Origin of the sequence: Kitasatospora sp. NPDC094016 (assembly GCF_040304045.1) — a bacterium.
In the GTDB taxonomy this organism is placed as follows: Bacteria; Actinomycetota; Actinomycetes; order Streptomycetales; family Streptomycetaceae; genus Kitasatospora.
On record NZ_JBEOUK010000007.1, the window covers coordinates 151575 to 178525 of the forward strand.

Genomic DNA, 26951 nt, shown 5'->3' on the forward strand with positions numbered 1-26951 from the left:
GGGCCCGGAGGGGGATTTCGGGCCCGTTCTGTGGGGGATCGGAGATGGCTCGGGGGTTGCGCGGCAGGCCCGGCACCGCGGAGCGGGCCCGGTACTGCGGAGGAGGTCCGGTACTGCGGAGGAGGTCCGGTTACTGCGGAGAAGGCCTAGTACGGAGCCCTGGTCGCCGCCTCCAGCAGCGCCCCGACCCGCGACTGCGGTAGATCCAGACAGCGCCCGACCGCGGCCAGCGCCTCGCGCTCCTGCGGCAGGTAGCGCCCGTCGGACAGGGCGATCGCCGCGCCCTGCAGCAGCAGCCGCTCCCGGCCCTGGTGGGCCAGGTGCGGGGCGAGCGGTTCGAGCACCGCGTGCAGTTCCACGGCCAGGCCGCCGGCCATCCCGTGGGCGTCGTAGAGTTCGCCGCCGAGCCCGGACAGCGCGGCGAGCGCGGCCAGCACCTGGGCCTCGCCGCAGTCCTCGAACCCGGCCTCGCGGACCGCCGTGCAGGCCGCCTCGCGGGCCGCGCGGTGCGCGGTGCCGCCGGCCGCGAGCAGGGCGAGCGCGATGGTGTACTGCGCATCCCGCAGCATCGCGCCGAGCCGTACGGAGGTGGGCTGTTCCAGGCTCTCGACGCCGTAGCGGCCGTGGCAGCTGGTGCACTGCACGCTGCCGATCACCGGGCCGAGCGGGGCCACCGGGGTCCCCAGCAACCGCAGCCACCGCCGACCGTGCTGCCGGCGGTAGTTGCGGTCCCCGCCACAGCCCGGACAGAAGAAGTCACCGAGAACGTCAGTCCGCCACCGCGGGCGAACACCCCACAACCTGGTCACGGCGCCACTCCCCAGACATGGCAGACGGCCTGCACAACAATGGGCAGGTCACGCGACCGGACACCGAGGCCGTCCCACCGACCCGGCTTTCCGGTGGATCGATGTTGCCATGGTTACCGGCACGTGTCAGTACCTCGAACGGCTTCCGACCCGAAAAAATGTGGCGCAGGACACAACTGGCCCCAGGCGCGGCGAAGGGCCGCCCCGGAGGACGGCCCCGCCACATATCACTCGTACGAACTACCCGCGCTGTGCCCGGTTGACGGCGCTGATGATCGCCTTCAGCGAGGCCAGCACGGTGTTGCCGTCGATGCCGACGCCCCACAGCACCTTGCCGTCCACCGCGCACTCGACGTACGCGGCGGCCTGGGCGTCGCCGCCCTCGCTCAGCGCGTGCTCGGCGTAGTCCAGGACGCGGACGTCCAGGCCGATCCGGGCCAGCGCGTCCGTGAAGGCGGAGACCGGACCGTTGCCGACACCGGTCAGCGTCACCGGTACCGAGTCGACCAGCGCGCCGGCGATCAGCGCGTCCCGGCCGTCCTCGGTGGTCAGGGTGCGCGAACCGCTCAGCGAGATCCGGCCCCACGGGTTGTCCGGGGTCGGCAGGTACTCGTCCTCGAAGACCCGCCAGATCTCGGCCGGGGTGACCTCGCCGCCCTCGGCGTCGGTCTTGGCCTGGATGATCCGGGAGAACTCGATCTGCATCCGGCGCGGCAGGTCCAGCTTGTGGTCGTTCTTCAGGACGTACGCCACACCGCCCTTGCCGGACTGGCTGTTGACCCGGATGACCGCCTCGTAGGTGCGGCCGACGTCCTTCGGGTCGATCGGCAGGTACGGCACGCCCCAGGTGTGCTCCCCCACCGGGACACCCGCCGCCGCGGCGTCCGCCTCCAGGGCGTCGAAGCCCTTCTTGATGGCGTCCTGGTGCGAACCGGAGAAGGAGGTGTACACCAGGTCGCCGGCGTACGGGTGGCGCGGGTGCACCTCCATCTGGTTGCAGTACTCGGCGGTGCGGCGCACCTCGTCGATGTCGGAGAAGTCGATCTGCGGGTCGATGCCCTGCGAGAACAGGTTCATGCCCAGGGTCACCAGGTCGACGTTGCCCGTCCGCTCGCCCTGGCCGAACAGGCAGCCCTCGATGCGGTCCGCGCCCGCCATGTAGGCCAGTTCGGCGGAGGCGACGGCGGTGCCGCGGTCGTTGTGCGGGTGCACCGACAGGCAGACGAACTCGCGGCGCGACAGGTTGCGCGACATCCACTCGAACTGGTCGGCCTGCACGTTCGGGGTGGCCCGCTCGATGGTGGCCGGCAGGTTCAGGATGATCTCGCGGCCCTCGCCCGGCTGCCAGACGTCCATGACCGCCTCGCAGACCTCCAGCGCGAAGTCCAGCTCGGTGTCCACGAAGATCTCCGGCGAGTACTGGTAGCCGAAGACGGTCTCCTCGCCCAGCAGCTTCTCGGCGTACTCCATCACCAGCCGGGTGCCGTCGGTGGCGATCGCCTTGGTGGCGGCCCGGTCGTTGCGGAACACCACCCGGCGGAACAGCGGCGCCGTCGCGTTGTACAGGTGGACCGTCGCGCGCGGGGCGCCGACCAGCGACTCGACGGTCTTCTCGATCAGCTCCTCGCGGGCCTGCGTCAGCACCGAGATGGTGACGTCCTCGGGGATCGCCCCCTCCTCGATCAGCGACCGCACGAAGGCGTGGTCGGTGGCACCGGAGGACGGGAAGCCGACCTCGATCTCCTTGTAGCCCATCGCGACCAGCAGGTCGAACATCTTGCGCTTGCGGGCCGGGGACATCGGGTCGATCAGCGCCTGGTTGCCGTCCCGCAGGTCGGTGGAGAGCCAGCGCGGCGCCTTGGTGATCACCTTGCTCGGCCAGGTGCGGTCCGGCAGGTCGACGGTGTCGAACGGCAGGTAGCGCCCGTACCGCATGCCGGAGGGCAGCTGGCGAACGGACGCGGCGGTGATCGGGGTGGGGCGGTCGACGAAGGCGCGACCGGCGGGGATGGGCGCGGCGGAGCTCTGCTCGGTCATGGAATGACTCTCGGCTTCCTGTGATGCGTGGTGCGGGGGCGGGTCGGGGTGGTCAACACCGACTGGCCGGCAGCTGCCGCTCGCGATCCTCCGTTGGATCGCCGGATGACGCGCACAGCTCGATCCCCGCGGCGAGGGAGCCGGCCCTGTGGACTACAGGCCCTCGACGCGGCAGCTAAGAAGAAGCAGCCCGTTGCGCATGATGGCCCCAGCGTAACCCAGGGGCGCGCGCCCCCGAAGTGATCCGGGCCACCGTTCCACCCCTTGAGACACCGACCGGTCACGCCGAGAGTGGTGACAACCGGTCATCGAGGCCTCACCCTGGGCCACATGACTGCAGCAGTTCCGATCTGTGCGATCGTCCCGCCGTACGTCCTGGACCGCCTCGCCGAGGCCGGTCACGAGCCCGCCGTCCGCTCCCTCCTGCTCGACACCGCGCACCGCGCGGCCCGCCTCGCCCCCGCCCCGCCCGTCAGCACCGGCCCGACCCCCAGCCGGCTGATCGCCGACACCGCCCACAGCCAGCGGCTGCCCGGCCGCACCGTCCGCACCGAGGGCCAGGCCCCGGTCGCCGACCAGTCCGTCAACCACGCCTACGACGGCCTCGGCGACACCTTCGCCCTGTACGCCACCGTCTTCGGCCGCCGCTCGATCGACAACCGGGGGCTGCGCCTGGACGCCACCGTGCACTACGGCCAGGACTACGACAACGCCTTCTGGAACGGCCACCAGATGGTCTTCGGCGACGGCGACGGCGAGATCTTCGGCGACTTCACCGCCTGCGTCGACGTCATCGGCCACGAACTCACCCACGGCGTCACCCAGTTCACCGCCGGCCTGCAGTACCAGGACCAGCCCGGCGCACTCAACGAGTCGGTCTCCGACGTCTTCGGCTCGCTGGTCAAGCAGTACTCGCTGGGCCAGGACGCCGCCCACGCCGACTGGCTGATCGGCGCCGGCCTGCTCGCCCCCGGCATCCAGGGCGTGGCGCTGCGCTCGATGAAGGCCCCCGGCACCGCCTACGACGACCCCAAGCTCGGCAAGGACCCGCAGCCCGCGCACATGCGGGACTACGTGGACACCACCGACGACAACGGCGGCGTGCACATCAACTCCGGCATCCCCAACCACGCGTTCTACCTGCTGGCCACCGCCCTCGGCGGCCAGGCCTGGGACCGCGCCGGGCGGATCTGGTACGACGCCCTGACCGGCGGCCAGTTGGCCGCCGACGCCGACTTCACCGCCTTCGCCCGGGCCACCGTGGCCGCCGCCAAGGCCCGCTACCCCGGCCAGTCCTCGGTGGCGGACACCGTGACGGCCTCCTGGGCGCAGGTGGGCGTCAGCCCCGGCTGAACCCCTCAGACCTCGACGACGGCCCCGACGACGGCCCCGATCGAGGACCGGTTGAGACCGGGTTGAGCCGCGCTTAAGGTCACGGTCCGGGAAAAGACCGGCAAACTCCCTCCCCTGGTAGCACCATGGACACCATGCGTATCCAGGTGACCCGGACCGGCGGCTTCGCGGGGATCGTCCGCCATGCGGAACTCGACACCGTCGACCGCACGGACGCCCCGCACGTCCACGCGCTCGCCCGCGAGGCCGTCGCGGGCGGGCTGCGGGCGCCCTCGTACGGGGTGCCGGACGGCTTCCACTACGAGATCACCGTCGACGGCCGGACGGTCTACTGCGCCGACCCGAAGCTCACCGACTCGCAGCGCGAACTGGTGTCGCTGGTCCTGCGCGAGGGCGCTTGATCCTGCCCGACCCCGCTTGATCCCGCTCCGCCGGCCCCCGGACACGCCGAAGGCCCGCCCGATCGACAGATCCGGGGCGGGCCTTCGCTGGGAACCAGGGCTCAGAAACCGAGCTTGCGCAGCTGCTTCGGGTCGCGCTGCCAGTCCTTGGCCACCTTGACGTGCAGGTCCAGGAAGACCGGCGTGCCGAGCAGTGCCTCGATGTGCTTGCGGGCGGTGGTGCCGACGTGCTTGAGCCGCGCGCCCTTGGCGCCGATGACGATCGCCTTCTGGCTCTGCCGCTCGATGTAGACGTTGGCGTGGATGTCCAGCAGCGGGCGGTCCGCCGGGCGGCCCTCGCGCGGGAGCATCTCCTCGACCACGACGGCCAGCGAGTGCGGCAGCTCGTCCCGGACGCCCTCCAGGGCGGCCTCGCGGATCAGCTCCGCGACCATGATCTGCTCGGGCTCGTCGGTGAGGTCGCCGTCCGGGTAGAGCGGCATGCCCTCCGGCAGCAGCTTGGTGATCAGGTCGCCGACCAGTTCCACCTGCTTGTCGCCGACGGCCGAGACCGGGATGATCTCGGCCCACTCGATGCCCAGTTCCTCACCGAGCTGGTGGATGGCGATCAGCTGCTCGGCGAGCCGCTTGGAGTCGACCAGGTCGGTCTTGGTGACGATGGCGACCTTGGGGGTCTTCTTGACCTCGGCGAGTTCCTTGGCGATGAACTTGTCGCCGGGGCCGAGCTTCTGGTCGGCGGGCAGGCAGAAGCCGATCACGTCGACCTCGGCCCAGGTGCTGCGGACCAGGTCGTTGAGGCGCTCGCCGAGCAGGGTGCGCGGCTTGTGCAGGCCGGGGGTGTCGACCAGGACGAGCTGGGAGTCCGGGCGGTGCACGATGCCGCGCACGGTGTGCCGGGTGGTCTGCGGGCGGTCGGAGGTGATCGCGACCTTCGTCCCCACCAGAGCGTTGGTCAGGGTCGACTTGCCCGCGTTGGGTCGGCCGACGAAGCACGCGAAGCCGGAGCGGTACGAGGAGGAAGGGGCACTCATGTGCTCCATTCTCCCTGATCACCGGAGTCGCGCTGTCCGGGCCCGTCCGCATCGCCCGATCAGCCCTTGCGACCGCCCCGCGAGACCACCGACATCACCACCAGCAGCACCAGGAAGGCGATCGAACCCCAGAGCCAGTACGGCGAGCCGGTCTCCTGCCATTTGCCCATCCCCATCACGAACAGCAGCAGCCCGGCGAAGAACGCCACCGCCCCCATGTGCCCAGCCCCCTCACCGAGTTCACTCCCCCGGTGAGACTATCGGCTCGGTTCGGGCAGGTGTTCGCCAGGCCGCCGCCATCCCCCGCCGCAGCGGGCCCCAGCAGACCCCCGGCGGGCCCCAGCAGGCCCCGGCAGCCCTCAGCGGGCCTCGGCCGCCACCCGCAGCGTCCCGTCCACACCGGCCAGCAGCACGGGCGTCCCGGCCCCGCCGAGATCCCGGACGGCCGCCAGGTCGGCCTCGGCCGGCTGCTCCGCCTCGCTCACCACGGCCGCCGCCTCCAGCGACTTCGCGCCGCTGGCCACCGCCATCGCCACCGCCGTCTGCAGCGCGCTCAGCCGGAGCGACTCCAGCGCGACCGTCCCGGCCACGTACGTCCGGCCGGTCTCGTCACGCACCGCGGCCCCCTCGGCGACGCCGTTGCGGGCGCGGGCCGAGCGGGCCAGGGTGATGATCTTCTTGTCTTCGGGGTCGAGCTCGACGATGTCACTCATGCCGCCGAGCATAGGCGGCCCCCGCGGCCGCTCAGTGGCCGACCGGGTGGGTCGGACCGGGGTTCGGATTGAGGACCTTGACGAAGGTCTTCGGCCCGGACGGCCTCGCCGTCTCGTGCTCCGTGCGCTCGCGCCAGAACGGATTGTCGTGCGGCAGGTGACTGCTCACCCGGCCGTACATCCCGAAGGTCGTCAGGATCACCCCGAAGATGAAGGCGAACAGCACGTTCGACATCCGGAAGTTCAGGATGTTGGCGTCCGGCCGCCCGAGCACCGCCAGGCCGTAGAAGCCGGACAGGACGAACAGCACGCCGACCACCATGTTCAGGTTGGACGCGAAGTTGCCGCCGATCACCGCCCCCGCCACCAGGATCGCGCCCGCCACGATGGACAGGATGCTCAGCGCCCCGTTGGTCGACAGCCCGGCGATCCGGTCACCGTGGGTGGCCAGGAAGCCCGGGTGGTCGGCCAGCCCCAGGCACCCGAACACGATCAGGAAGATCCCCCCGAGCCCCGCCCCGATCCGCCACACCGTGGCGAGCCGGCTGTTCACGGGCAGTTCGTCTTGCAGCTTCATGGTGACCTCCACCATGGCCTGGCCGGCCTGCCGGCCACGCCGGCCTAGCTGTAGGGATGGCTCCCCTGCATGTGCGGCACCTCGTGCATGTAGAGCGAACCGCACTGCTGGCAGCAGCGCAGCCCGGTGCCCCACTCCTGCTCGGGCCGCGTCTCGGCGTCGTCGGCCAGGCTGCGGCCGCAGAGCGCCGTCGCGGGGTCGCCGTCGCGCACCACGTGCCAGACCTTGACCCCGCCGGTCGCACCCTGCGGGCCGTACTCCGCGCGAAGTTGATGCGTCATGCTGTCCATGGTCGCTCCGCCGGGGCGCGACCGCTACTCGCCGGGCTCCGCCCCGGCCTCCGCGGCCTTGCGGACCGGGGTCGCGACCATCGAGCCGATCCGGTTGCGGCGCCCGGCCGAGGACTCGGCGGTCAGCAGGATGCCGGTCAGCCCGGTGCCGGCGGGCTCGGGCAGCGGGATCTCGCAGGCCGAGCCGGGGATCGGCACCCGGCCGAGGTGCTTGGCCAGCAGGCCGCCGACGGTCTCGACGTCCTCGTCCTCCAGCTCGATGCCGAACAACTCGCCCAGGTCCTCCACCAGCAGCCGGGCGGTGATCCGGTACGAGCCGTCGCCGAGGTCCTCCACCGGCGCGATCTCCCGGTCGTACTCGTCGGTGATCTCGCCGACGATCTCCTCCAGGACGTCCTCGATGGTGACCAGGCCGGCCGTGCCGCCGTACTCGTCGATCACGATCGCCACGTGCGAGCGGCGCTGCTGCATCTCGCGCAGCAGGTCGCCGGCCGGCTTGGAGTCCGGTACGAAGACGGCCGGGCGCATCACCGCGCCGACCTCCTCGGACTCCGCCTCCCGGTTGATGTGGGTGCGCCGGACCAGGTCCTTCAGGTAGACGATGCCGACCACGTCGTCCTCGCTGTCCCCGACCACGGGGATCCGCGAGAAGCCCGAGCGCAGCGCCAGGGTGAGCGCCTGCCGGACGGTCTTGTGCCGCTCGATCATCACCAGGTCGGTGCGCGGCACCATCACCTCGCGGACGATGGTGTCGCCCAGCTCGAAGACGGAGTGCACCATCCGGCGCTCCTCGTCCTCGATCAGGTCGTCCTTCTCGGCGAGGTCGACCAGCGCCCGCAGTTCGGCCTCGGAGGCGAACGGCCCCTCCCGGTAGCCCTTGCCCGGGGTCAGCGCGTTGCCGAGCAGGATCAGCAGCCGCGGGATCGGGCCGAGCACCGCGGCCAGCGGCAGCAGCACGAAGGAGGCGGCGGTCGCGGTGGTGAGCGGGTGCTGGCGCCCGATCGTGCGCGGCGAGACCCCCACCGCGACGAAGGACACCAGCACCATCACGCCGAACGCCAGCAGCACGGCCTGCCAGACCGGCTCCACGTTGCGCACGCACACCACGGTGACCAGGACGGCCGCCGCCATCTCGCTGGCCACCCGGATCAGGGTCGCCAGGTTGAGGTAGCGGATCGGGTCGGAGGCGACGGTCAGCAGCCGGACCGAGCCGCGCCGCCCGGCCCGCACGGCCTCCTCCGCCCGGAACCGGGAGACCCGGGAGATGCCCGCCTCGGCGCACGCGGCCAGCCAGCCGAGCACGACGAGGAGCACGGCACCGAGGATGAAGCTCGTACTTTCACCACTCACAGGGGTTCGGGCTCCGCGCTCAGTGGGTGGTGGGGGCCGGGGAGAGACCACCGAGGCCCCGGCCCGCCCGCCAGTCGTCCAGGATGCGCTTCTGGAGGGCGAACATCTCCTCCTCCTCCTCGGGCTCCTCGTGGTCGTACCCGAGGACGTGCAGCACCCCGTGGACGGTGAGCAGTTGGAGCTCCTCGTCCATCGAGTGCTTGGAGGGGGCCGCCTTGCCCTGCTGCTCGGCGACCTCAGGGCAGAGCACGATGTCGCCGAGCAGGCCCTGCGGCAGTTCCTCGCCCTCCTTGCCGGGGCGCAGCTCGTCCATCGGGAAGGACATCACGTCGGTGGGGCCGGGGAGGTCCATCCACTGGATGTGCAGCTCCTCCATCGCCGCTCCGTCCACCAGGATCACGGACAGTTCGGACTGCGGGTGGATCCGCATCTTGTCCAGGGCGAAGCGGGCGACGTCGAGGATGGCTTCCTCATCGGCGTCCCAACCGGACTCGTTGGCGATGTCGATCGACATGACGGGCTGCGTACTCAGCTTTCGGTGCGATGGGACTGGCGGGGTGCGCGGGAGCCGCGCCGCTGGGCCGGCTTGCGGGCGGGCGAGGGGTTCTCCTCGGCCTCCTGCTTGGCGTCCCAGCGTTCGTAGGCGTCCACGATCCGGCCGACCAGCTTGTGGCGGACCACGTCGGTGCTGGTGAGGACGGAGAAGTGGATGTCGGGCACGTCGGCCAGGATGTCCTGGACGACCTTGAGGCCGCTGCGGGTGCCGCCCGGGAGGTCGATCTGGCTGGTGTCGCCGGTGACCACCACCCGGGAGTTGAAACCGAGGCGGGTGAGGAACATCTTCATCTGCTCGGGCGAGGTGTTCTGGGCCTCGTCCAGGATGATGAAGGCGTCGTTGAGGGTGCGGCCGCGCATGTAGGCCAGCGGCGCGACCTCGATGGTGCCGGCCGCCATCAGGCGCGGGATGGAGTCCGGGTCCATCATGTCGTGCAGTGCGTCGTACAGCGGGCGCAGGTACGGGTCGATCTTCTCGTAGAGGGTGCCGGGCAGGAAGCCCAGCCGCTCCCCCGCCTCGACGGCCGGACGGGTCAGGATGATCCGGTTGACCTCCTTGGCCTGGAGGGCCTGGACGGCCTTGGCCATCGCGAGGTAGGTCTTGCCGGTGCCGGCCGGGCCGAGGCCGAAGACGATCGTGTGCTTGTCGATCGCGTCGACGTAGCGCTGCTGGTTGAGGGTCTTGGGGCGGATCGTGCGGCCCCGGTTGGACAGGATGTTCGCGGTGAACACCTGGGACGGCGCCGGGCTGTCCGGGTTCTCCGCGGCACCGCGGAGCATGGCGATGGAGCGCTCCACGGAATCCTCCGTCAAGGGCTGGCCGGTGCGCAGCACCAGCATCATCTCGGTGAAGAGCCGCTGCACGAGGGCGACCTCGGCGCGCACTCCGGTGGCGGTCACCTCGTTGCCGCGGACGTGGATGTCGGCGGCGGGGAAGCCCTGCTCGATCACGCGCAGCAGCGAGTCCGCCGTGCCGAGCAGGGTGACCATCGGGTGCTTCTCGGGGATGACGATCCGGGCGCTGACGCGACCGTCGTCGGCCGGTTCGGGGCGCGACTGTCCGTTCGTACGGGTCTGCGATGTGTCACTCATAGGTCGGCGCTGGGCCTGCCTCATCCCATCCGTGGTGTCGTGTGCCGATCGGTCTCTCCGGGGCACCAGGGTACGCCGCGCACGTGGTCGCCGCGGCGGGCGGCGGGGCCGCACCCGACGATGCTGCGGCAGATCGGGGGGCGGCGCGAGCGCTTTTCACGCGGTGCGGGCCGGGTTCACGGCTGGCGCCGGACGGGGACGGGCACCCGGGCGAGATCGGCGGCGAGCACCAGCTCGCCGTCGAAGTGCTTGCGGGCGTCGGCCAGGTGCTGGCCGAGGTCCGGGTAGCGCTGGGAGAAGTGGGTCAGCACCAGGGTGCGCGCGCCGGCCTCGGCGGCGGCCTTGGCCGCCTGCCCGGCGGTGAGGTGGCCGTGCTCCTCGGCGAGCCGGGCGTCGGCGTCGGTGAAGGTCGACTCGACGACCAGCAGGTCGGCGCCCTCGGCGAGTTCGTACACGCCGTCGCACAGCCGGGTGTCCATCACGAAGGCGAAGCGCTGGCCCGGCCGGGGCTCGCTGACCTCCTCCAGGGTGACCCGCCGGCCGTCCGCCTCGATCGCCCCCTCGTGCTGGAGGCGGCCGACCGCGGGGCCGAAGACGCCCAGCGCGGCGAGGCGTTCGGGCACCAGGCGGCGGCCGTCCGGCTCGGACAGCCGGTAGCCGAAGGACTCCACGGGGTGGGACAGCCGCACGGCGTCCAGCGCGAAGCGGGCACCGGGCGCGGGCAGCGGGCCCGGCTCGTCGATCGGCCGGGGCCGCAGGACGGCCGTCTCGTGGTAGGCGGTGGCGTGCCGCAGCCGCTCGAAGTAGACCTCGCCGGAGGCCGGGAAGTAGACGTCCACCGGGTGGGGGACGCGGTCCAGGTTGATCCGCTGGATCACCCCGGCGAGGCCCAGGCAGTGGTCGCCGTGGAAGTGCGTCACGGCGATCCGGGTGATCTGGGTGGCCGAGACGCCGGCCAGCAGCATCTGCCGCTGGGTGCCCTCGCCGGGGTCGAACAGCAGGCCCTCGCCGTCCCAGCGGAGCAGGTAGCCGTTGTGGTTGCGGTGCCGGGTGGGCACCTGGCTGGCGGTGCCGAGGACGACGAGTTCGCGCTGTGACACGTAGGTCAGACCATGTTCTCGGTCATCGGCTTGCCGCCGAGCACGTGGACGTGGGCGTGGAAGATCGTCTGACCGGCGCCGGCGCCGGTGTTGAAGATCAGCCGGTAGTCCTCGACGCCCTCGTCCCTGGCCACCGCGCCCGCCTCGGCGAGGAGTTCACCGGCGATCTCCGGCTCGGCGGCGGCCAGCGCGGCGGCGTTCGGGTAGTGGACGTGCGGGATGACCAGGACGTGCAGCGGTGCCTTGGGGGCGATGTCGCGGAAGGCGAGGACGCGCTCGGTCTTGCGCACCACGGTCGCCGGGATCTCGCCCGCAACGATCTTGCAGAACAGGCAGTCGGGCTGCGGCTCGCCGGCCATCGGCTTCTCCTCGGTTCGTGTCTGGTCTGGGCCGTACGGGCGCAGCCTAGCGGGAAGTCGGCCCGGCCGACCTCCCGTTCGGCCGCTCTCCCGCCCGCCGGGCGGCGGGGGCGCGCCCTACGCCCAGGGCATCGGCGGGGCCGTGCGGGGCGGGGCCGCGGCGAGCGCGGCGAGGGCGATCCGGACGCCCTCGGCCAGCTGCGGGTCCTCGCCGGCGGCCCACTGGTGCGGGGCCATCGGCACCTCGACGTCCGGGTCGACGCCGTGGTTCTCCACGCCCCAGCCGTAGTTCTCCAGCCAGTACGCGTACTTGGGCTGGGTGACCAGGGTGCCGTCGACCAGGTGGTAGCGGCTGTCGATGCCGATCACCCCGCCCCAGGTGCGGGTGCCGACCACCGGGCCGATGCCGAGCGTCTGGATGACGGCGTTGACGACGTCGCCGTCCGAGCCGGAGAACTCGTTGGCGAGCGCGACGACCGGCCCGCGCGGGGCGTCGAGGGGGTAGGGCACCGGGTGGTCGGTGTCCCGGATGGCGTTCCAGCCGACGATCCGTCGGGCGAGCTTCTCGATCACCAGCTGCGAGGTGTGGCCGCCGCGGTTCTCCCGGACGTCGACGATCACGCCGTCCCTGGCCAGTTCCACGGCCAGGTCGCGGTGGATCTGGGCCCAGCCGGCGGACTGCATGTCGGGGATGTGCAGGTAGCCGAGCCGGCCACCGGACAGCTCGCGCACCGCGGCCCGCCGCCCGGCCACCCAGTCGTGGTAGCGCAGCGGCTCCTCGTCGGCGATCGGGACGACCACCGGGTGGCGCTGGTCGGTGCCGTCCTTGCCGGCCACGGTCAGCTCGACCGGTTGCCCGGCGGTGCCGGCCAGCAGCGGGGCCGGGCCGGTGACCGGGTCCACCGGGCGGCCGTTGACGGCGAGGACCGCGTCGCCCGGGCGGATCGCGGCGCCGGGTGCGGCCAGCGGCGAGCGGGCCCGGGGGTCGGAGGACTCGCCGGGCAGGATGCGGGCGATCCGCCACCGGTCGCCGTCCTTGGCGAGGTCCGCGCCGAGCAGGCCCTGGCGCCGGGCCGGCTCGGTGTACCGGCCGTACGGGACGACGTAGGCGTGCGAGGTGCCGAGTTCGCCGTGCACCTCCCAGAGCAGGTCGACCAGGTCGTCGTGCGAGCCGAGGCGTTCCACGAGCGGCCGGTAGCGGTCCAGCACGCCGGCCCAGTCGACGCCGCCGAGGTCGGGGCGCCAGAAGTTGTCCCGCATCAGGCGGCCGTTCTCGGCGTACATCTGCCGCCACTCGGCGGCCGGGTCGACGGTGACCCGCAGCCGGGCCAGGTCGACGCCCACCTCGTCGTCCTCGCCGCCCGCCTTGTGCTCGGCCGGGACGATCCGCAGCTCGCTCCCGTCCAGCACGGCCACCCGGGTGCCGTCCCCGCTGACCGCGAAGCCGTCCACGCCGTGCACCAGTTGCTCGACGCGGCGCTTCCTCAGGTCGAAGCGCTCCAGCACCGGCCGGGGCCGCTCGTCCTCGGGCGAGGCCGCCGCGTCGCCGAGTTCGCCGAGCAGCGGGGCGCGGGTCCACAGCACGCCGTCCTTGGCGGCCCTGAGCGCGTCGAACCGGCCGCCCTCGACCGGGAACGGGACGATCCGGTCCGCGATGCCGTCCAGGTCGACCCTGGTCGCCGGCGCGGCGTCGCCGGCGGCCTCCTCGCCGTCCGCCCTCCTGCCGCGCGGTTCGTCCTCCTCCCCGCCGAGCGGGCGCCCGGCCCGCTGCGGCCCGAACGGGGACGGCGTGTCGGCGGCCAGCGTGATCAGGTACGGGCGGCAGCCGTTGGGGAACGACAGGTCGAAGACGTGCGAGTCGTAGACCGGGTCGAGGTTGCGCACCGACAGGAACGCCAGGTAGCGGCCGTCCGCGGTGAAGGCCGGCGAGGTGTCGATGAAGCGCTCCTGGGTGACCTCGCCGACCGTCCGGGTCGCCAGGTTGGCCAGCACGATCTGGCGCAGCGAGTACGGGCCCAGCCGGTGCACCGGCCGCGACCAGGCCAGCCAGGCCGAGTCCGGGCTGAAGGCCAGCCCGCTGACCTCGCCGTCGGCGCTGCGGTCCAGCTCGTGCACGGTGCCGTCGGCGAGCGCGACCAGCAGGACCCGGCCGTCGTGCACGCCGAGCGCGGCCTGCTTGCCGTCCGGGGACACCGCCAGGGAGTTGACCCGGCCGATCCGCCCGGCGGCCAGCCGGCGGCGCTCGGCGCCCTGGGCGTCGGGGGCGAACTCCAGGGCGTCCTCGCCCTCGGCGTCGGACACCCACAGCACGCCCTGGGCGTCGTCCTCGCCCGGCACCACCCGGGCCAGCCGCCCGCGCACCCCCGGGGTCTCGTCCAGCACCCTGGCCGGGCCCTCGCGGTGGGTCAGCCAGTGCACGTCGCCGCGCACCACCACGGCGCCGGCCCGGCCGGTGCGGTCGGGGGCGGCGGACTCCAGCCAGTGCGCGGCGTGCACCGGGCGGGGGCGGCGGCCGCTGCGCGGGCCGGCCAGCCGGATGTCGAGGCGGCGGGGCGCGGCTCCCGCCAGGTCGTCCAGCAGCCAGACGTCGCCGGCCCGGTGGAACACCGCCCGGGTGCCGTCGGTGCCGGCGTTGCGGGCGTAGAAGCCGTCCGGGTCGGTGGTGTGGCGGCGCAGGTCGGAGCCGTCCGGGAGGCTGGAGTAGAGCTCGCCGACGCCCTCGTGGTCGGAGAGGAAGGCGATCCGGTCCCCCACCCACAGCGGCGAGTCGAGCTGGCCGTCCAACTCCTCGTGGACGCGGACGAATTCGTCCCGCCCGATCCACAACTTGCCCGCCCGGCCGCCCCGGTAGCGCTTCCACCAGGCCGGCTCGCGGTTGTTGACGGTACCCAGCAGCACGCGGTCGCCGCCCGGCTCGAAGGCGAGCCCGCCGACCGGCCCGTACGGCAGCCGCACCGGCTCGCCGCCGTCCAGCGGCACGGCGTGCGCCCAGCTGCGGCGCAGGGTCGCCTCGCCGGCGGTGGTGAGGGCGATCGGGCGCCCGTCGGCCGTCCAGCCCCGCACCTCGGTCTGCTCGCTGCCCCAGTGGGTGAGCCGCCGGGACGGCCCGCCGTCCACCGGCACCACGTGCACCTCGGGCGCGCCGTCCCGGGTGGAGGTGAAGGCGATGTGCCGCCCGTCGGGGGCGAACCGGGGGTGCCGGACGGGCAGGTGATCGGCCGTCAGCCGCCAGGCCCGGCCACCGTCCAGCGGGGCCAGCCAGACGTCGTCCTCGGCGACGAAGGTGACCAGGTCGCCGTGCAGATGGGGGTGGCGCAGGTAGGCGCCCGCAGAGGTGCTCAGGGGTTCCGTCACGCGGTCAGCGTAGGCACGTGCGCGTACCGCGCGGGCCGGTTCGGGCAGACTCCGACCGCACGGGCGCGGGCTACGACCAGCGGCCGGTGCGCCCCAGCAGCAGGGCGCCGGCGGCCACCCCGGCGGTGGAGGTGCGCAGCACCGAGGGGCCCAGCCGGTACGGCCCGGCGCCCGCCTCGGCGAACGCGGCCAGCTCCTCCGGGGAGACCCCGCCCTCCGGGCCGACCACCAGCACCACGTCCCCGGCCGCGGGCAGCGCGGCCAGCGCCAGCGGCTCGGCGCCCTCCTCGTGCAGCACGGCGGCGAAGGCGGCCCCGGCCAGCAGCGGCGCCAGCTGCCGGGTGGTCGCCGGCTCGCGCACCTCGGGGAAGCGCAGCCGGCGGGACTGCTTGCCGGCCTCCCGGGCGGTGGCCCGCCACTTGGCGAGCGCCTTGGCGCCCCGCTCACCCTTCCACTGCGTGATGCAGCGCGAGGCGGCCCACGGGACGATCACGTCCACGCCGACCTCGGTCATGGTCTCCACCGCGAGCTCGCCGCGGTCGCCCTTGGGCAGCGCCTGGACGACGACGATCCGCGGCGCCGGCTCGGGCTCCCGGCGGACGGCGGCCACCGTGACATCGATCGCGTCCTTGCCGAGCACCGCGGCGACCGTCCCGTCCACCCCGAGGCCCAGCCCGTCGGCGAGGGTCACCGCCTCGCCGGCCGCCAGCCGCTTCACCGCGGCCGCGTGCCGCCCCTCCGGCCCGTCGAGGCGCACCACGGAACCGGGCGCGGCGGCGGCGATCCGCTCGGTCTCGACGACGAAGACGGGGGCGGTCATGCGGGGAACCTCCGGGGGGGGTGGGGCGGATCGGGAACGCGAAAGGGGCGCCGGGCGAACCCGGCACCCCCGCGCGGACGGCCAGGGCCTAGGGCCTAGCGGCCGTTGAACGCGTCCTTGAGGCGCGAGAACAGGCCCTGCTGGCCCGGCGCGAACTGGCCGGACGGCCGCTCCTCGCCGCGCAGCACCGCGAGCCGGCGCAGCAGCTCCTCCTGCTCGGGGTCGAGCTTGGTGGGCGTCTGCACCTCGACATGCACTATCAGGTCGCCCCGGCCGCCGCCGCGCAGGTGCGTGATGCCGCGGCCGTGCAGCGGGATCGACTGGCCGGACTGGGTGCCGGGCCGGATGTCGACCTCCTCCAGCCCGTCCAGGGTCTGCAGCGGCACCTGGGTGCCGAGGGACGCGGCCGTCATCGGGATGGTGACGGTGCAGTGCAGGTCGTCCCCGCGCCGCTGGAAGACGGTGTGGGTGGTCTCGGCGATCTCGACGTACAGGTCGCCGGCCGGGCCGCCGCCGGGGCCGACCTCGCCCTCGCCGGCCAGCTGGATCCGGGTGCCGTTGTCGACACCGGCCGGGATCTTGACGGTCAGGGTGCGCCGGGCGCGGACCCGGCCGTCGCCGGCGCACTCCGGGCACGGGGTCGGCACGACGGTGCCGAAGCCCTGGCACTGCGGGCAGGGCCGGGAGGTCATGACCTGGCCCAGGAACGACCGGGTGACCTGGGAGACCTCGCCCCTGCCGCGACACATGTCGCAGGTCTGCGCGGAGGTGCCGGGGGCCGCGCCCTCGCCGCTGCACGTGGTGCAGGTGACGGCGGTGTCGACCTGGAGTTCCTTGGTGGTGCCGAAGGCGGCCTCCTCCAGGGTGATCTCCAGCCGGATCATGGCGTCCTGGCCGCGCCGGGTGCGCGAGCGCGGGCCGCGCTGGCCGGCCGCGGCGCCGAAGAAGGCGTCCATGATGTCGGAGAAGCCGAATCCGGCCGCGCCCGCGCCGAAGCCGCCCGCGCCCCCGCCGCCCGGCGAGAGCGGGTCACCGCCGAGGTCGTAGACCTGGCGCTTCTGCGGGTCGGAGAGCACCTCGTAAGCGGCGTTGATCTCCTTGAACCGCTCCTGCGTCTTCGGGTCCGGGTTGACGTCCGGGTGCAGTTCGCGTGCCAGGCGCCGGAAGGCCTTCTTGATCTCGTCCTGCCCCGCATCCCGTCGGACGCCGAGTACCGCGTAGTAGTCCGTGGCCACCAAATGCTCCGCTTGTTCCGCCTGTAGTAGTGCTGCGACTGGACACCGCCGTCAGAGGTTCCGACGGCGGCCTGTGCTACGACTCGGCCAGGATCTGGCCCACGTACCGCGCCACCGCACGCACCGCCCCCATTGTGCCCGGATAGTCCATCCGGGTCGGACCGATCACACCCAGTTTGGCCACGCTCTCGTCGCCCGAACCGTAACCGACCGACACCACCGAGGTGGAATTCAGCCCCTCGTAGGCGATCTCCCGCCCGATCCGGACCGTCATCGCGGCGTCCGCCGTCTCACCCAGGAGGCGGAGCAGGACGACCTGCTCCTCCAGGGCTTCCAGCACCGGCTGGATGGTCAGGGGGAAGTCGTGCCCGAAGCGGGTCAGGTTGGCCGTGCCGGCCAGCATGATCCGCTCCTCGTTCTGCTCGGCGAGCGCTTCGAACAGCGTCGCCAGGACCGTGCTGACGGTCGGGCGGTCCGGCGGCTCGAAACCCGCCGGGAGCTCCTCCAGGAACCCCGGCACGTCCGGCAGCCGCTGGCCGACGGCCCGCGCGTTGATCCGGGCCCGCAGGTCCGCCAGGACCGTCTCGCCGACCGGGCCCGGGCAGTCGACCATCCGCTGCTCGACCCGGCCGGTGTTGGTGATCAGGACCAGCATCACCTTGGTCGGGGCCAGCGCCACCAGCTCGATGTGCCGGACGGTGGACCGCGACAGCGAGGGGTACTGCACCACCGCGACCTGCCGGGTGAGCTGGGCGAGCAGCCGCACCGTCCGCATGACCACGTCGTCCAGGTCGACGGCGCCGTCCAGGAAGTGCCGGATCGCCCGGCGCTCGGGGGCGCTCATCGGCTTGACCTCGGCGAGCTTGTCGACGAACAGGCGGTACCCCTTGTCGGTGGGGATGCGCCCGGCGCTGGTGTGCGGCTGGTGGATGTAGCCCTCCTCCTCCAGCGCCGCCATGTCGTTGCGCACGGTCGCCGGGGAGACTCCGAGGTTGTGCCGCTCCACCAGGGCCTTGGAGCCGACCGGCTCCTCGGTGCCCACGTAGTCCTGGACGATCGCGCGGAGCACGGCGAGCTTGCGGTCGTCCAGCTGGCGAACCTCACCGGCCATGGGGCACACACCTCCGTCTTCGCACGTTGTCCGTTCGTGTCACGCATGCTGCTGCCCGCTCCGGGAGGATCCCGGCTCCGGCACCCGCTTTGGCACTCTGAACCTGTGAGTGCCAAAACCGTACCTGCCAGTGTAAGGCCCGGGCCCAACGGCAGGAACGGCCCGGCCGGAGTGATCCTGCCCGCAGTTCCCGGCGCGGGGGTGGTGCCGCGGGGCCGTCCGGGTGGCAGCATCGAAGACGACGGCGAATGGAGGAGCAAGCGATGTCGAGCTCGGGCCAGCACACCCGTTTCGCGCCCGACCGCGGCCTGACCGGCCGCATGGTCGTGACCATGTTCGTGATCGGGCTGCTGTACGTCGGTTTCACCGGTCTGCTGATCGTGCTGCTGCGCGGCGCCTGGCCACTGATCGTCCTGATCTCCGGCGGGCTGTTCGTGGCCCAGTTCTGGTTCAGCGACAAGATCACCGAACGGGCGATGGGCGCCCACCAGGTGACCCCTGAGCAGTACCCGCAACTGCACGGCACCATCGACCGGCTCTGCGCGCTGGCCGACATGCCCAAACCCCGGGTGGCGGTCGCCGACAACGACATGCCGAACGCCTTCGCCACCGGCCGCAACCCGCAGAACGCCGTGGTGTGCGTCACCACCGGCCTGCTGCGCCGACTGGAACCCGAGGAACTGGAGGGCGTCCTCGCCCACGAGCTGTCCCACGTCGCCCACCGGGACGTCGCGGTGATGACCATCGCCGGCTTCCTCGGCGTCCTCGCCGGGGCCATGACCCGGATCGCCATGTACGGCGGGTTCATGGGCGGCAACCGCAACAACAACGACCAGAACGCGGCCATCGTCGCCCTGGTCATCCCGCTGGTGTCGATGCTCGTCTACGCCATCAGCTTCCTGCTCACCCGGCTCCTGTCCCGCTACCGGGAACTCGCCGCCGACCGCGCCGCCGCCCAGCTCACCGGCCGGCCCAGCGCCCTCGCCTCCGCGCTCACCAAGGTCACCGGCCAGATCGCCGCCATCCCCAGCAAGGACCTGCGCCAGGCGCAGCCCTACAACGCCTTCTACTTCGCCCCCGCGCTGAGCGCCCGGGAGACCGCCTCGCAGCTGTTCTCCACCCACCCGACGCTGGAGAAGCGGCTCGCGGAGCTGGCGAAGATCTCCGAGCAGCTCGGCCGCTGAGGCCCCGGCCCCAGCCGCCCTCCTGCGGCCCTCCCGACTCCTCCCGACTCCCTCCTCCGAAAGGACCGCCGTGGGAATCCTGGACACCCTGTTCGGGCGCACCAAGCCCGTCAAGCCCGACCTCGACCAGCTGTTCGGCGTCCCGTCCGCCGCCCTCACCCTGGAGGCCGCGGCCGGGTTCACCCCCACCGGGCTCGGCTCGGTCTGCTTCGCCGCCGTCGAGGGCGCGGCCTTCGGCCAGGTCGAACAGCAGGTGCGGGCGCTGCTCGACGCCGACACCGAGCGCGGCGGCGTCCCGGTGGAGGCCTCCAAGGACGGCTACGGCTACTCCTGGCTGCTCGCCCGGCACACCCCCGAGGAACTGCCGGACCTGGTCAACGACCTGCACGCGGTCAACAGCGAGCTGGAGGCGAACGGCTTCGGACCGCAGCTGCTCTGCTCGCTGGTCGGCTTCCGCAACCCGGACGGGCAGTCGCTGGCCCTGGTCTACCTCTACAAGCGCGGCACCTTCTACCCCTTCGCCCCGATGCCCGGCGGCGGGGAGCGGCGCAACAGCCCGCTGGAGCTCCAGGTCAACGCGATGCTCGGGAACGACCTCCGGCTGGAGAAGGACCTCAGCCGCTGGTTCCCGGTCTGGGGCGCGCCGGGCCTCTGACGGTCCGTCCGTATAGTCGCTTTCATGCGCAGCCGCCAGTACGGACCCGACCTGACCCCGCCGTGGAAGAAGCAGCAGCCCGCCCCGGAGGTGACCGCCGAACGGGGCCTGGTGGTGGAGGAGGCCGCCACCGGCTTCTGCGGCGCGGTGGTGCGCTGCGAGAAGACCGCCGAGGGCTTCACCGTCACCCTGGAGGACCGCTTCGGCAAGCTCCGGGTGTTCCCGCTGGTGCCGCGCGGCTTCCTGCTGGAGGGCCGGACGGTCACCCTGGTGCGCCCGGCCGGCCCCGCCCCCTCCCGTACGCCGGGCCGCACCGCCTCCGGCTCGGTCGCCGTCCCCGGCGCCCGGGCCCGGGTCGCCCGCGAGTCGCGGATCTACGTCGAGGGCCGGCACGACGCCGAACTGGTCGAGCGGGTCTGGGGCGACGACCTGCGGATCGAGGGCGTGGTCGTCGAGTACCTGGAGGGCGTGGACGACCTGCCCGCGATCGTCGCCGACTTCGCCCCCGGCCCGGGCCGGCGCCTCGGCGTCCTGGTCGACCACCTGCTCCCCGGCACCAAGGAGCACCGCATCGCCGCCCAGGTCACCGGCGACGCCGTCCTGGTCGTCGGCCACCCCTACATCGACATCTGGCAGGCCGTGAAGCCTGCCTCCGTCGGCATCGCCGGCTGGCCCGCCGTCCCGCGCGGCGAGGAGTGGAAGGAGGGCGTCTGCCGCCGCCTCGGCTGGCCGGTGAACACCCCCGCCGCCTGGAAGCGGATCCTCTCCACGGTGGACAGCTACAAGGACCTGGAGCCGGAACTGCTGGGCAAGGTCGAGGAGTTGATCGACTTCGTGACGGTTCCGGAGTGAGGCCGATCAGACGTACTGCTGAAAGTCCGTGGTGTCCAGATCGATCTCGAGCAGGCCGACGGGGACGGGCTCGCCGAACTTGCTGGTCCGCTCGGACATGTACCTCGGGAGGCCGGACCCGGGATCCCTGCCCAACTCGGTCAACAGCACGCAGACCCCCTTGATCGGGTCCACGATCAGGTACGCGGGGACTGAGCCCTCGGCGTAGAGCTCCCGCTTGGTCCGGTAATCACGATCGACACTGGTCTTCGACACCACCTCGACCACCAGGGTGACGGCGGGCGACGGCAGCAGTCGTCCGTGCTCCTGGACCGCCCCGCGTTCGAAGACGACCAGGTCGGGCTGGGGTTCGCTCGCCTGGCCGGGGATCCCCAGGTCCTGGGTCGTGAGGGGACGCCACCGACCGTACGGAAGCTGGTGCTGAATCGCCAGGACGATGAGGTTGTGGACCATGTCAGGCCCCGCCATCATCACGATTTCCCCCCTGATGAGTTCGGCCTTGATGCCTTCCGGCACCTCCAGGTTCTCGAAGATCCCGGTCATCCGATCATCGATGGCGGTCATCGCACGCTCCCTCCGACGGCTGACACCCACGGTAACGAATGTCAGTCCACCAGGTCACGTACGACCGCGTCGGCGAGCAGCCGGCCCTGGAGGGTGAGGACGGCGCGGCCCCCGGCGTACGGCCCGGCGGCGAGGAGGCCGTCGGCGAGGTGGCGGGCGGCGGCGTGGCGGCCGGTGTCGGTGAGGAGGGTGAGCGGGATGCCCTCGGCGAGGCGCAGTTCCAGCAGGATGCGCTCGACCCGGCGGTCCTCCTCGGCGAGCACCTCGCGGCCCAGGGCCGGGGTGCGGCCCTCGGCGAGGGCCTGGGCGTAGGCGGCGGGGTGCTTGGCGTTCCACCAGCGGACGCCGCCGACGTGGCTGTGCGCGCCCGGGCCGGCGCCCCACCAGTCGGCGCCGGTCCAGTACAGCTCGTTGTGGCGGCAGCGGCCCTCGGGGGTGGTGGCCCAGTTGGAGACCTCGTACCAGGTGTAGCCGGCGGCGCTCAGGGCCCGTTCGGCGATGAGGTAGCGGTCGGCGTGCACGTCGTCGTCGATCATCGGCAGTTCGCCGCGCTTGACCCGGGCGGCGAGCTTGGTGCCGTCCTCGACGATCAGGGAGTACGCCGAGACGTGGTCGGGCCCGGCGCCGATGGCGGCGTCCAGGGAGGCGCGCCAGTCGTCGTCGGACTCGCCGGGGGTGCCGTAGATGAGGTCCAGGTTGACGTGGTCGAAGCCGGCGGCGCGGGCCTCGGCGACACAGGCCTCGGGGCGGCCCGGGGTGTGGTGGCGGTCGAGCAGCTTCAGGACGTGCGGGCGGGCGCTCTGCATGCCGAAGGAGATCCGGTTGTAGCCGCCCTCGCGCAGTTCGGCCAGGTAGGCCGGGTCGACGGACTCCGGGTTGGCCTCCGTGGTGACCTCGGCGCCGTCGGCGAGCCCGAACTCCTCGCGCAGCGCGGCCAGCATCTTCACCAGGTCGCAGGCGGGCAGCAGGGTGGGGGTGCCGCCGCCGAGGAAGACGGTCTGCACCGGCAGGTCGACCGGGCCGAGGACCTGGCGGGCCAGCCGGATCTCGGCGACCACGTTGTCCGCGTAGGTCTCCTGGGAGGCGACCGCCCCGGAGGAGCGCAGCTCGGTGGCGGTGTAGGTGTTGAAGTCGCAGTAGCCGCAGCGGCTGGCGCAGTAGGGCACGTGCAGGTAGAAGCCGAACGGCCGCTGACCGAGTCCGGTGCGGGCGGATGCGGGCAGGGAACCGTCGGACGGCACCGGTTCGCCGTCGGGGAGTGCGGAGGGCATGACCCCATTGTCCCGTACGGCTCACCCGAACCGGTGAGCCGTACGGGGGCGGGGCCGGTCAGGCCTCGTTGGCGCCCGCGTACATCGCGGTGACGGCGTCCGCGTAGGTCCGCTCGACCACCGGGCGCTTGATCTTCAGGCTCGGGGTGAGCTCGCCGTGCTCGATGTCGAGATCGCGCGGCAGCAGGTGGAACTTCTTGATCGTCTGCCAGCGCTGGAGGTCGGCGTTGAGCCGCTTGACGAAGCCCTCGATCAGCTGGTGCACCTGCGGGTCGGCGGTCACCTCGGCGTAGGACTTGCCCTGCAGCCCGTGCTCGGCGGCCCACGGCATGATGACCGCCTCGTCCAGGCCGATCAGCGCGGTGCAGAAGTTGCGGCCGTTGCCGATCACGAGGATGTTGCTGACGAACGGGCAGACGGCCTTGAACCTGCCCTCGACCTCGCTGGGCGCGACGTACTTGCCGCCGGAGGTCTTGAACAGGTCCTTCTTGCGGTCGGTGATCCGCAGGAAGCCGTCGGGACCGAGCTCACCGATGTCCTCGGTGTGGAACCAGCCGTCGGCCTCCAGCACCTCGGCGGTCTTCTCGGGCAGGTCGTGGTAGCCGCGCATGACGCCGGGGCCGCGCAGCAGGATCTCGCCGTCCTCGGCGATCCGGACCTCGGTGCCGGGCAGCGGGCGGCCCACGGTGCCGATCCGGATGTCCTCCTCACGGTTGACGCAGGAGCCGGCGCTGGTCTCGCTGAGGCCGTAGCCCTCCAGGATCGGCACGCCGGCGCCGAGGAAGAAGTAGCCGATCTCGGGCGCGAGCGCGGCGCTGCCGGAGACGGCGCCGCGCAGCCGGCCGCCGAAGGCCGCGCGGATCTTGGCGTAGACCAGCTTGTCGGCCAGGCCGTGCTGGAGCCTGAGGCCCAGCGGGGCGGTGCCGGCGCCGGTGGCGATCCGGCTCTCCTGGACGGCGCGGGCGTGCTCGCGGGCGACCTTGGCGGCCCACCGGAAGATCTTGTACTTGGCGCCGCCCTCGGCCCGGGCCCGGCCGGCGATGCCGTTGTAGACCTTCTCGAAGATGCGCGGCGCCGAGGCCATCACGGTCGGCCGGATGACCGGCAGGTTGTGGATGATCCGATCGACCCGGCCGTCCACGGCCATCACGTGGCCGGTGGCGATCTGGCCGGAGATCAGCGTCTTGCCGAACACGTGCGACAGCGGCAGCCACATGAACTGGACGTCGTCGGAGCGCAGCAGCCCGCTGGCCTCCTGGGCGCGGGCCTCGTACGCCCAGCAGTCGTGCACCAGGCGCACGCCCTTGGGGCGGCCGGTGGTGCCGGAGGTGTAGATGAGGGTGGCCAGCTGCTCCTTGTCGAGCGCGGCGACGGTCTTCTCGACCACGTCCGGGTGCTGCTCCAGGTACTCGGCGCCGCGCTGCTCCAGCTCTGCGAGGGTGAGCACCGTGAGGGCGTTCAGGCCTTCGGCCCCGGGGGTACCAGTGCCGGGGGCCTCGGCGGCGCCGGCCTCGGGGGCGTCGAACAGGATGACGGTCCGCAGCTCGGGCAGCTGTCCGAGCTGGCCGACGGCCTTGGCGAGTTGGGCGGAGTTCTCCGCGAACAGCGCCCTGGAACCGGAGTTGGAGAGGATGAACGCGGTCTCATCGGCGTTGGTGCTGGGATAGACGGTCGTGGTGGCGGCACCCGCGCACATGTTCCCGAGGTCGGCGATGATCCATTCGAGCCGGGTGGAGGAGGCGAGCGCCACCCGGTCCTCCGGCTGGATGCCGAGCGCCATCAGGCCGGCGGCCACCGCCCTGACCCGGGCCGCGGTCTGCGCCCAGGTGAGCGAGCGCCACTGCTCGGCGCCCGGGGCGCTGTCCGCGGCGTGCTCGTCGACCGGGGCCGGGTAGCGGTAGGCCTCGGTGTTCGGGGTGGCGGCGACCCGCTCCAGGAAGAGGTGGGCGACGGAGGCGGGACGCCCGGCGACCAAGTCGGCACTGCCGGAGTCGATCAGGGACTGCGCGGAACTCAACGAGGACCTCCGGGGGCGGGTGGCCGTCTGAGGGATGGTTTCGGCGCCCGTGGGGGCGGCCGCCGGGCCCCCGGTCAACCCGGGCGATACCGGCGGGTAACAAGGGGGCAATCAGCAGCCTAGGGGGAAACCGGTCATTCCGTAAGAGGGCGGGGCCCGGCCGGCACACCGCCGCGCCACCGGTGCCCGACGACGACTCCGCCCGCGCCCCGGTGAACCCGGGCAATCGGGCCCGCCGTACGGTTCGGCAAAGGACTGGGCAAACCTGCGATCCACAACTCGTGAATCTCCTGTACGAGTCCACCAAAGAACGAGAATCGGGATGCGAATCCACCCGTCGACGACAAGAGTGTGCCAGTGCTGATCAGACTCCTCAGGGCGTACCTGCGCCCGTACTCCCGACCGATCGCGCTGCTCGTGGGGCTCCAACTGGTGTCCACCCTGGCGGCGCTCTACCTGCCGACGCTCAACGCCGACATCATCGACGACGGCGTGGTCAAGGGCGACACCGGCTACATCCTGCGCGTGGGCGGGGTGATGATCGGCATCACCCTGGTCCAGGCGCTCTGCTCGATCGGCGCCGTCTACTACGGCTCCAAGACCGCCATGGCCTTCGGCCGGGACGTCCGCGCCGCCGTCTTCGACCGGGTGCAGAGCTTCTCCTCCCGCGAGGTCGGCCAGTTCGGCGCCCCCTCGCTGATCACCCGGACCACCAACGACGTCCAACAGGTCCAGATGCTGGCCCTGATGAGCTTCACGCTCATGGTGGCCGCCCCGATCATGTGCGTCGGCGGCATCATCATGGCCCTCAACCAGGACGTGCCGCTGTCCGGCCTGCTGCTCGCCGTCATCCCGCTGCTCGGCGCCGTCGTCGTCCTCCTCGTCCGCTCGCTGCGCCCCAAGTTCCGCAGCATGCAGACCCGGATCGACACGGTGAACCGGGTCCTGCGCGAGCAGATCACCGGCATCCGGGTCATCCGCGCCTTCGTCAAGGACGACCACGAGCAGGCCCGCTTCGCCAAGGCCAACGGGGACCTCACCGACACCGCCCTCCAGGTCGGCCGGCTGATGTCGTTCATGTTCCCGGCCGTGATGCTGGTCGTGAACGTCTCCAGCGTCGCCGTGCTCTGGTTCGGCGCCCACCGGATCGACAACGGCGGCATGCAGATCGGCGCGCTCACCGCCTTCCTCTCCTACCTGATGCAGATCCTCATGAGCGTCATGATGGCCACCTTCATGTTCATGATGGTGCCGCGCGCCGAGGTCTGCGCCGAGCGCATCGAGGAGGTCCTCGGCACCTCCTCAAGCGTCGTCCCGCCCGCCGCGCCGATCACCGAGGTGCTGCGCCGCGGCAACCTGGAACTGCGCGACGTCGACTTCCGCTACCCCGGCGCCGAGGCCTCGGTGCTGCGCGGCATCGCCATCACCGCCCGCCCCGGCGAGACCACCGCCGTCATCGGCTCCACCGGCAGCGGCAAGTCCACCCTGCTCGGGCTCGTGCCCCGGCTCTTCGACGCCACCTCCGGCCAGGTCCTGCTCGACGGCGTCGACGTGCGCGAACTCGCCCCCGAGGCGATCGCCGAGAGCGTCGGCCTCGTCCCGCAGAAGCCCTACCTGTTCTCCGGCACCGTCGCCAGCAACCTCCGCTACGGCCGGCCCGACGCCACCGACGAGGAACTCTGGCACGCCCTGGAGATCGCCCAGGCCAAGGACTTCGTCCAGGAACTGGCCGAAGGCCTGGACGCCCCCATCGCCCAGGGCGGCGGCAACGTCTCCGGCGGCCAGCGCCAGCGCCTGGCCATCGCCCGGGCCCTGGTCCGCCGGCCCGACGTCTACCTGTTCGACGATTCCTTCTCCGCGCTCGACTACGCCACCGACGCCAGGCTGCGCAAGGCCCTCGCCCGCGAGACCTCCGACGCCACCGTGCTGATCGTCGCCCAGCGCGTCTCCACCATCCGCGACGCCGACCGGATCATCGTCCTCGACGAAGGCGCGGTCGTCGGCACCGGCACCCACCACGAACTGATGGCCGACAACCCGACGTACCGGGAGATCGTGCTCTCCCAGCTCACCGAGCAGGAGGCGGCGTGACCACCCCCGGCAAGCCCGACGCGGACACCAGGACCGCGGACACCGCGACAGCCGACCCCGAGGCCGCGGACCCCGGAACCACGGACACCAGAACCGCGGACCCCGCGGAGCCCGACCCGGACACCAAGAC

At 72.3% G+C, this 26951-nt stretch carries 25 protein-coding genes; 6 read left to right on the forward strand and 19 right to left on the reverse strand.

Going from position 1 to position 26951, the window contains the following annotated elements; all coding sequences use genetic code 11:
- Positions 1-146: 146 nt before the first annotated feature.
- Both ABT015_RS09915 and leuA read right to left on the reverse strand, forming a co-directional pair.
- Entirely contained in the window at positions 147-689 is a 543-nt protein-coding gene (locus ABT015_RS09915; protein WP_350878207.1) for a TerB family tellurite resistance protein, read from the reverse strand.
- Positions 690-1049: 360 nt separating this feature from the next.
- The gene (gene leuA, locus ABT015_RS09920) at positions 1050-2846 is read right to left on the reverse strand and encodes a 2-isopropylmalate synthase (protein ID WP_350878208.1); all 1797 of its coding nucleotides are present in this window, start codon (positions 2844-2846) and stop codon (positions 1050-1052) included.
- Between the two features lie 330 nt (positions 2847-3176).
- Between leuA and ABT015_RS09925 the strand changes: the two genes are divergently transcribed.
- Both ABT015_RS09925 and ABT015_RS09930 read left to right on the forward strand, forming a co-directional pair.
- Entirely contained in the window at positions 3177-4199 is a 1023-nt protein-coding gene (locus ABT015_RS09925; RefSeq protein WP_350878209.1) for a M4 family metallopeptidase, read from the forward strand.
- A 134-nt stretch (positions 4200-4333) separates the two neighbouring features.
- On the forward strand, positions 4334-4600 hold the full coding sequence (locus tag ABT015_RS09930; protein ID WP_063351090.1) for a protealysin inhibitor emfourin: 267 nt from the start codon (positions 4334-4336) through the stop codon (positions 4598-4600).
- A gap of 101 nt (positions 4601-4701) precedes the next feature.
- Here ABT015_RS09930 and era read toward each other — a convergent pair whose 3' ends face one another.
- From era to hrcA, 14 genes are all read right to left on the reverse strand, one after another.
- Positions 4702-5631 carry a GTPase Era gene (gene era, locus ABT015_RS09935; RefSeq protein WP_063347514.1) on the reverse strand — a complete coding sequence of 310 codons (930 nt, stop codon included), beginning with the start codon at positions 5629-5631 and terminating at the stop codon, positions 4702-4704.
- A 59-nt stretch (positions 5632-5690) separates the two neighbouring features.
- Entirely contained in the window at positions 5691-5849 is a 159-nt protein-coding gene (locus ABT015_RS09940; RefSeq protein ID WP_350878210.1) for a hypothetical protein, read from the reverse strand.
- Between the two features lie 141 nt (positions 5850-5990).
- The gene (locus ABT015_RS09945) at positions 5991-6344 is read right to left on the reverse strand and encodes a cytidine deaminase-like protein (RefSeq protein ID WP_063351091.1); all 354 of its coding nucleotides are present in this window, start codon (positions 6342-6344) and stop codon (positions 5991-5993) included.
- A gap of 31 nt (positions 6345-6375) precedes the next feature.
- Complete coding sequence (locus tag ABT015_RS09950; RefSeq protein ID WP_350878211.1) at positions 6376-6921, reverse strand: DUF4383 domain-containing protein; 546 nt, start codon at positions 6919-6921, stop codon at positions 6376-6378.
- Between the two features lie 44 nt (positions 6922-6965).
- Positions 6966-7202 (reverse strand): hypothetical protein, encoded by a 237-nt coding sequence (locus tag ABT015_RS09955; protein WP_063351092.1) that lies wholly within the window; start codon positions 7200-7202, stop codon positions 6966-6968.
- A gap of 33 nt (positions 7203-7235) precedes the next feature.
- Positions 7236-8561 carry a hemolysin family protein gene (locus ABT015_RS09960; protein WP_350878212.1) on the reverse strand — a complete coding sequence of 442 codons (1326 nt, stop codon included), beginning with the start codon at positions 8559-8561 and terminating at the stop codon, positions 7236-7238.
- A 19-nt stretch (positions 8562-8580) separates the two neighbouring features.
- Entirely contained in the window at positions 8581-9075 is a 495-nt protein-coding gene (gene ybeY, locus ABT015_RS09965) for an rRNA maturation RNase YbeY (protein ID WP_063347517.1), read from the reverse strand.
- Between the two features lie 14 nt (positions 9076-9089).
- The gene (locus ABT015_RS09970) at positions 9090-10208 is read right to left on the reverse strand and encodes a PhoH family protein (protein ID WP_402446227.1); all 1119 of its coding nucleotides are present in this window, start codon (positions 10206-10208) and stop codon (positions 9090-9092) included.
- A 176-nt stretch (positions 10209-10384) separates the two neighbouring features.
- Positions 10385-11308, reverse strand: a complete 924-nt coding sequence (locus ABT015_RS09975; protein ID WP_350878213.1) for a ribonuclease Z — start codon at positions 11306-11308, stop codon at positions 10385-10387.
- 5 nt (positions 11309-11313) lie between these two features.
- Positions 11314-11667 carry a histidine triad nucleotide-binding protein gene (locus tag ABT015_RS09980; RefSeq protein WP_350878214.1) on the reverse strand — a complete coding sequence of 118 codons (354 nt, stop codon included), beginning with the start codon at positions 11665-11667 and terminating at the stop codon, positions 11314-11316.
- 117 nt (positions 11668-11784) lie between these two features.
- On the reverse strand, positions 11785-15021 hold the full coding sequence (locus tag ABT015_RS09985; RefSeq protein WP_350878215.1) for a S41 family peptidase: 3237 nt from the start codon (positions 15019-15021) through the stop codon (positions 11785-11787).
- A 70-nt stretch (positions 15022-15091) separates the two neighbouring features.
- A complete protein-coding gene (locus ABT015_RS09990) occupies positions 15092-15841 on the reverse strand; it encodes a 16S rRNA (uracil(1498)-N(3))-methyltransferase (protein ID WP_350878217.1) in 750 nt (249 codons plus the stop codon).
- Positions 15842-15936: 95 nt separating this feature from the next.
- Positions 15937-17076: a molecular chaperone DnaJ gene (gene dnaJ / locus ABT015_RS09995; RefSeq protein WP_350878218.1), complete on the reverse strand. Its 1140-nt coding sequence runs from the start codon at positions 17074-17076 to the stop codon at positions 15937-15939.
- A 76-nt stretch (positions 17077-17152) separates the two neighbouring features.
- The gene (hrcA, locus tag ABT015_RS10000; protein WP_063347523.1) at positions 17153-18187 is read right to left on the reverse strand and encodes a heat-inducible transcriptional repressor HrcA; all 1035 of its coding nucleotides are present in this window, start codon (positions 18185-18187) and stop codon (positions 17153-17155) included.
- 263 nt (positions 18188-18450) lie between these two features.
- Between hrcA and htpX the strand changes: the two genes are divergently transcribed.
- From htpX to ABT015_RS10015, 3 genes are all read left to right on the forward strand, one after another.
- Positions 18451-19371 carry a zinc metalloprotease HtpX gene (gene htpX, locus ABT015_RS10005; protein ID WP_350878219.1) on the forward strand — a complete coding sequence of 307 codons (921 nt, stop codon included), beginning with the start codon at positions 18451-18453 and terminating at the stop codon, positions 19369-19371.
- Between the two features lie 70 nt (positions 19372-19441).
- The gene (pspAB, locus tag ABT015_RS10010; RefSeq protein ID WP_350878220.1) at positions 19442-20026 is read left to right on the forward strand and encodes a PspA-associated protein PspAB; all 585 of its coding nucleotides are present in this window, start codon (positions 19442-19444) and stop codon (positions 20024-20026) included.
- A 24-nt stretch (positions 20027-20050) separates the two neighbouring features.
- Entirely contained in the window at positions 20051-20878 is an 828-nt protein-coding gene (locus ABT015_RS10015) for a DUF3097 domain-containing protein (RefSeq protein WP_350878221.1), read from the forward strand.
- Positions 20879-20884: 6 nt separating this feature from the next.
- Here ABT015_RS10015 and ABT015_RS10020 read toward each other — a convergent pair whose 3' ends face one another.
- Genes ABT015_RS10020 through ABT015_RS10030 form a run of 3 tightly spaced genes read right to left on the reverse strand, consistent with a single transcriptional unit; the run spans position 20885 to position 24730 of the window.
- Entirely contained in the window at positions 20885-21442 is a 558-nt protein-coding gene (locus ABT015_RS10020) for a Uma2 family endonuclease (protein ID WP_350878222.1), read from the reverse strand.
- Positions 21443-21483: 41 nt separating this feature from the next.
- Positions 21484-22713 carry a radical SAM family heme chaperone HemW gene (gene hemW / locus ABT015_RS10025; RefSeq protein ID WP_350878223.1) on the reverse strand — a complete coding sequence of 410 codons (1230 nt, stop codon included), beginning with the start codon at positions 22711-22713 and terminating at the stop codon, positions 21484-21486.
- 58 nt (positions 22714-22771) lie between these two features.
- A complete protein-coding gene (locus ABT015_RS10030; protein ID WP_350878224.1) occupies positions 22772-24730 on the reverse strand; it encodes an AMP-dependent synthetase/ligase in 1959 nt (652 codons plus the stop codon).
- Between the two features lie 357 nt (positions 24731-25087).
- On the opposite strand from ABT015_RS10030, the gene ABT015_RS10035 reads away from it, so the two are divergent.
- Entirely contained in the window at positions 25088-26821 is a 1734-nt protein-coding gene (locus tag ABT015_RS10035; protein WP_350878225.1) for an ABC transporter ATP-binding protein, read from the forward strand.
- Positions 26822-26951: the final 130 nt, after the last annotated feature.

What these genes read in the sequence shown, in the direction of transcription:
- ybeY (WP_063347517.1), bottom strand. Translation starts at nt 9,075, where the DNA reads ATGTCGATCGACATCGCCAACGAGTCCGGTTGGGACGCCGATGAGGAA.
- era (WP_063347514.1), bottom strand. Translation starts at nt 5,631, where the DNA reads ATGAGTGCCCCTTCCTCCTCGTACCGCTCCGGCTTCGCGTGCTTCGTC.
- htpX (WP_350878219.1), top strand. Translation starts at nt 18,451, where the DNA reads ATGTCGAGCTCGGGCCAGCACACCCGTTTCGCGCCCGACCGCGGCCTG.
- ABT015_RS10020 (WP_350878222.1), bottom strand. Translation starts at nt 21,442, where the DNA reads ATGACCGCCATCGATGATCGGATGACCGGGATCTTCGAGAACCTGGAG.
- ABT015_RS09940 (WP_350878210.1), bottom strand. Translation starts at nt 5,849, where the DNA reads ATGGGGGCGGTGGCGTTCTTCGCCGGGCTGCTGCTGTTCGTGATGGGG.
- ABT015_RS09990 (WP_350878217.1), bottom strand. Translation starts at nt 15,841, where the DNA reads ATGACCGCCCCCGTCTTCGTCGTCGAGACCGAGCGGATCGCCGCCGCC.
- ABT015_RS09945 (WP_063351091.1), bottom strand. Translation starts at nt 6,344, where the DNA reads ATGAGTGACATCGTCGAGCTCGACCCCGAAGACAAGAAGATCATCACC.
- ABT015_RS10015 (WP_350878221.1), top strand. Translation starts at nt 20,051, where the DNA reads ATGCGCAGCCGCCAGTACGGACCCGACCTGACCCCGCCGTGGAAGAAG.
- hemW (WP_350878223.1), bottom strand. Translation starts at nt 22,713, where the DNA reads ATGCCCTCCGCACTCCCCGACGGCGAACCGGTGCCGTCCGACGGTTCC.
- ABT015_RS09950 (WP_350878211.1), bottom strand. Translation starts at nt 6,921, where the DNA reads ATGAAGCTGCAAGACGAACTGCCCGTGAACAGCCGGCTCGCCACGGTG.
- ABT015_RS09925 (WP_350878209.1), top strand. Translation starts at nt 3,177, where the DNA reads ATGACTGCAGCAGTTCCGATCTGTGCGATCGTCCCGCCGTACGTCCTG.
- ABT015_RS09980 (WP_350878214.1), bottom strand. Translation starts at nt 11,667, where the DNA reads ATGGCCGGCGAGCCGCAGCCCGACTGCCTGTTCTGCAAGATCGTTGCG.
- ABT015_RS09955 (WP_063351092.1), bottom strand. Translation starts at nt 7,202, where the DNA reads ATGACGCATCAACTTCGCGCGGAGTACGGCCCGCAGGGTGCGACCGGC.
- hrcA (WP_063347523.1), bottom strand. Translation starts at nt 18,187, where the DNA reads ATGGCCGGTGAGGTTCGCCAGCTGGACGACCGCAAGCTCGCCGTGCTC.
- ABT015_RS09930 (WP_063351090.1), top strand. Translation starts at nt 4,334, where the DNA reads ATGCGTATCCAGGTGACCCGGACCGGCGGCTTCGCGGGGATCGTCCGC.
- ABT015_RS09970 (WP_402446227.1), bottom strand. Translation starts at nt 10,208, where the DNA reads ATGAGTGACACATCGCAGACCCGTACGAACGGACAGTCGCGCCCCGAA.
- leuA (WP_350878208.1), bottom strand. Translation starts at nt 2,846, where the DNA reads ATGACCGAGCAGAGCTCCGCCGCGCCCATCCCCGCCGGTCGCGCCTTC.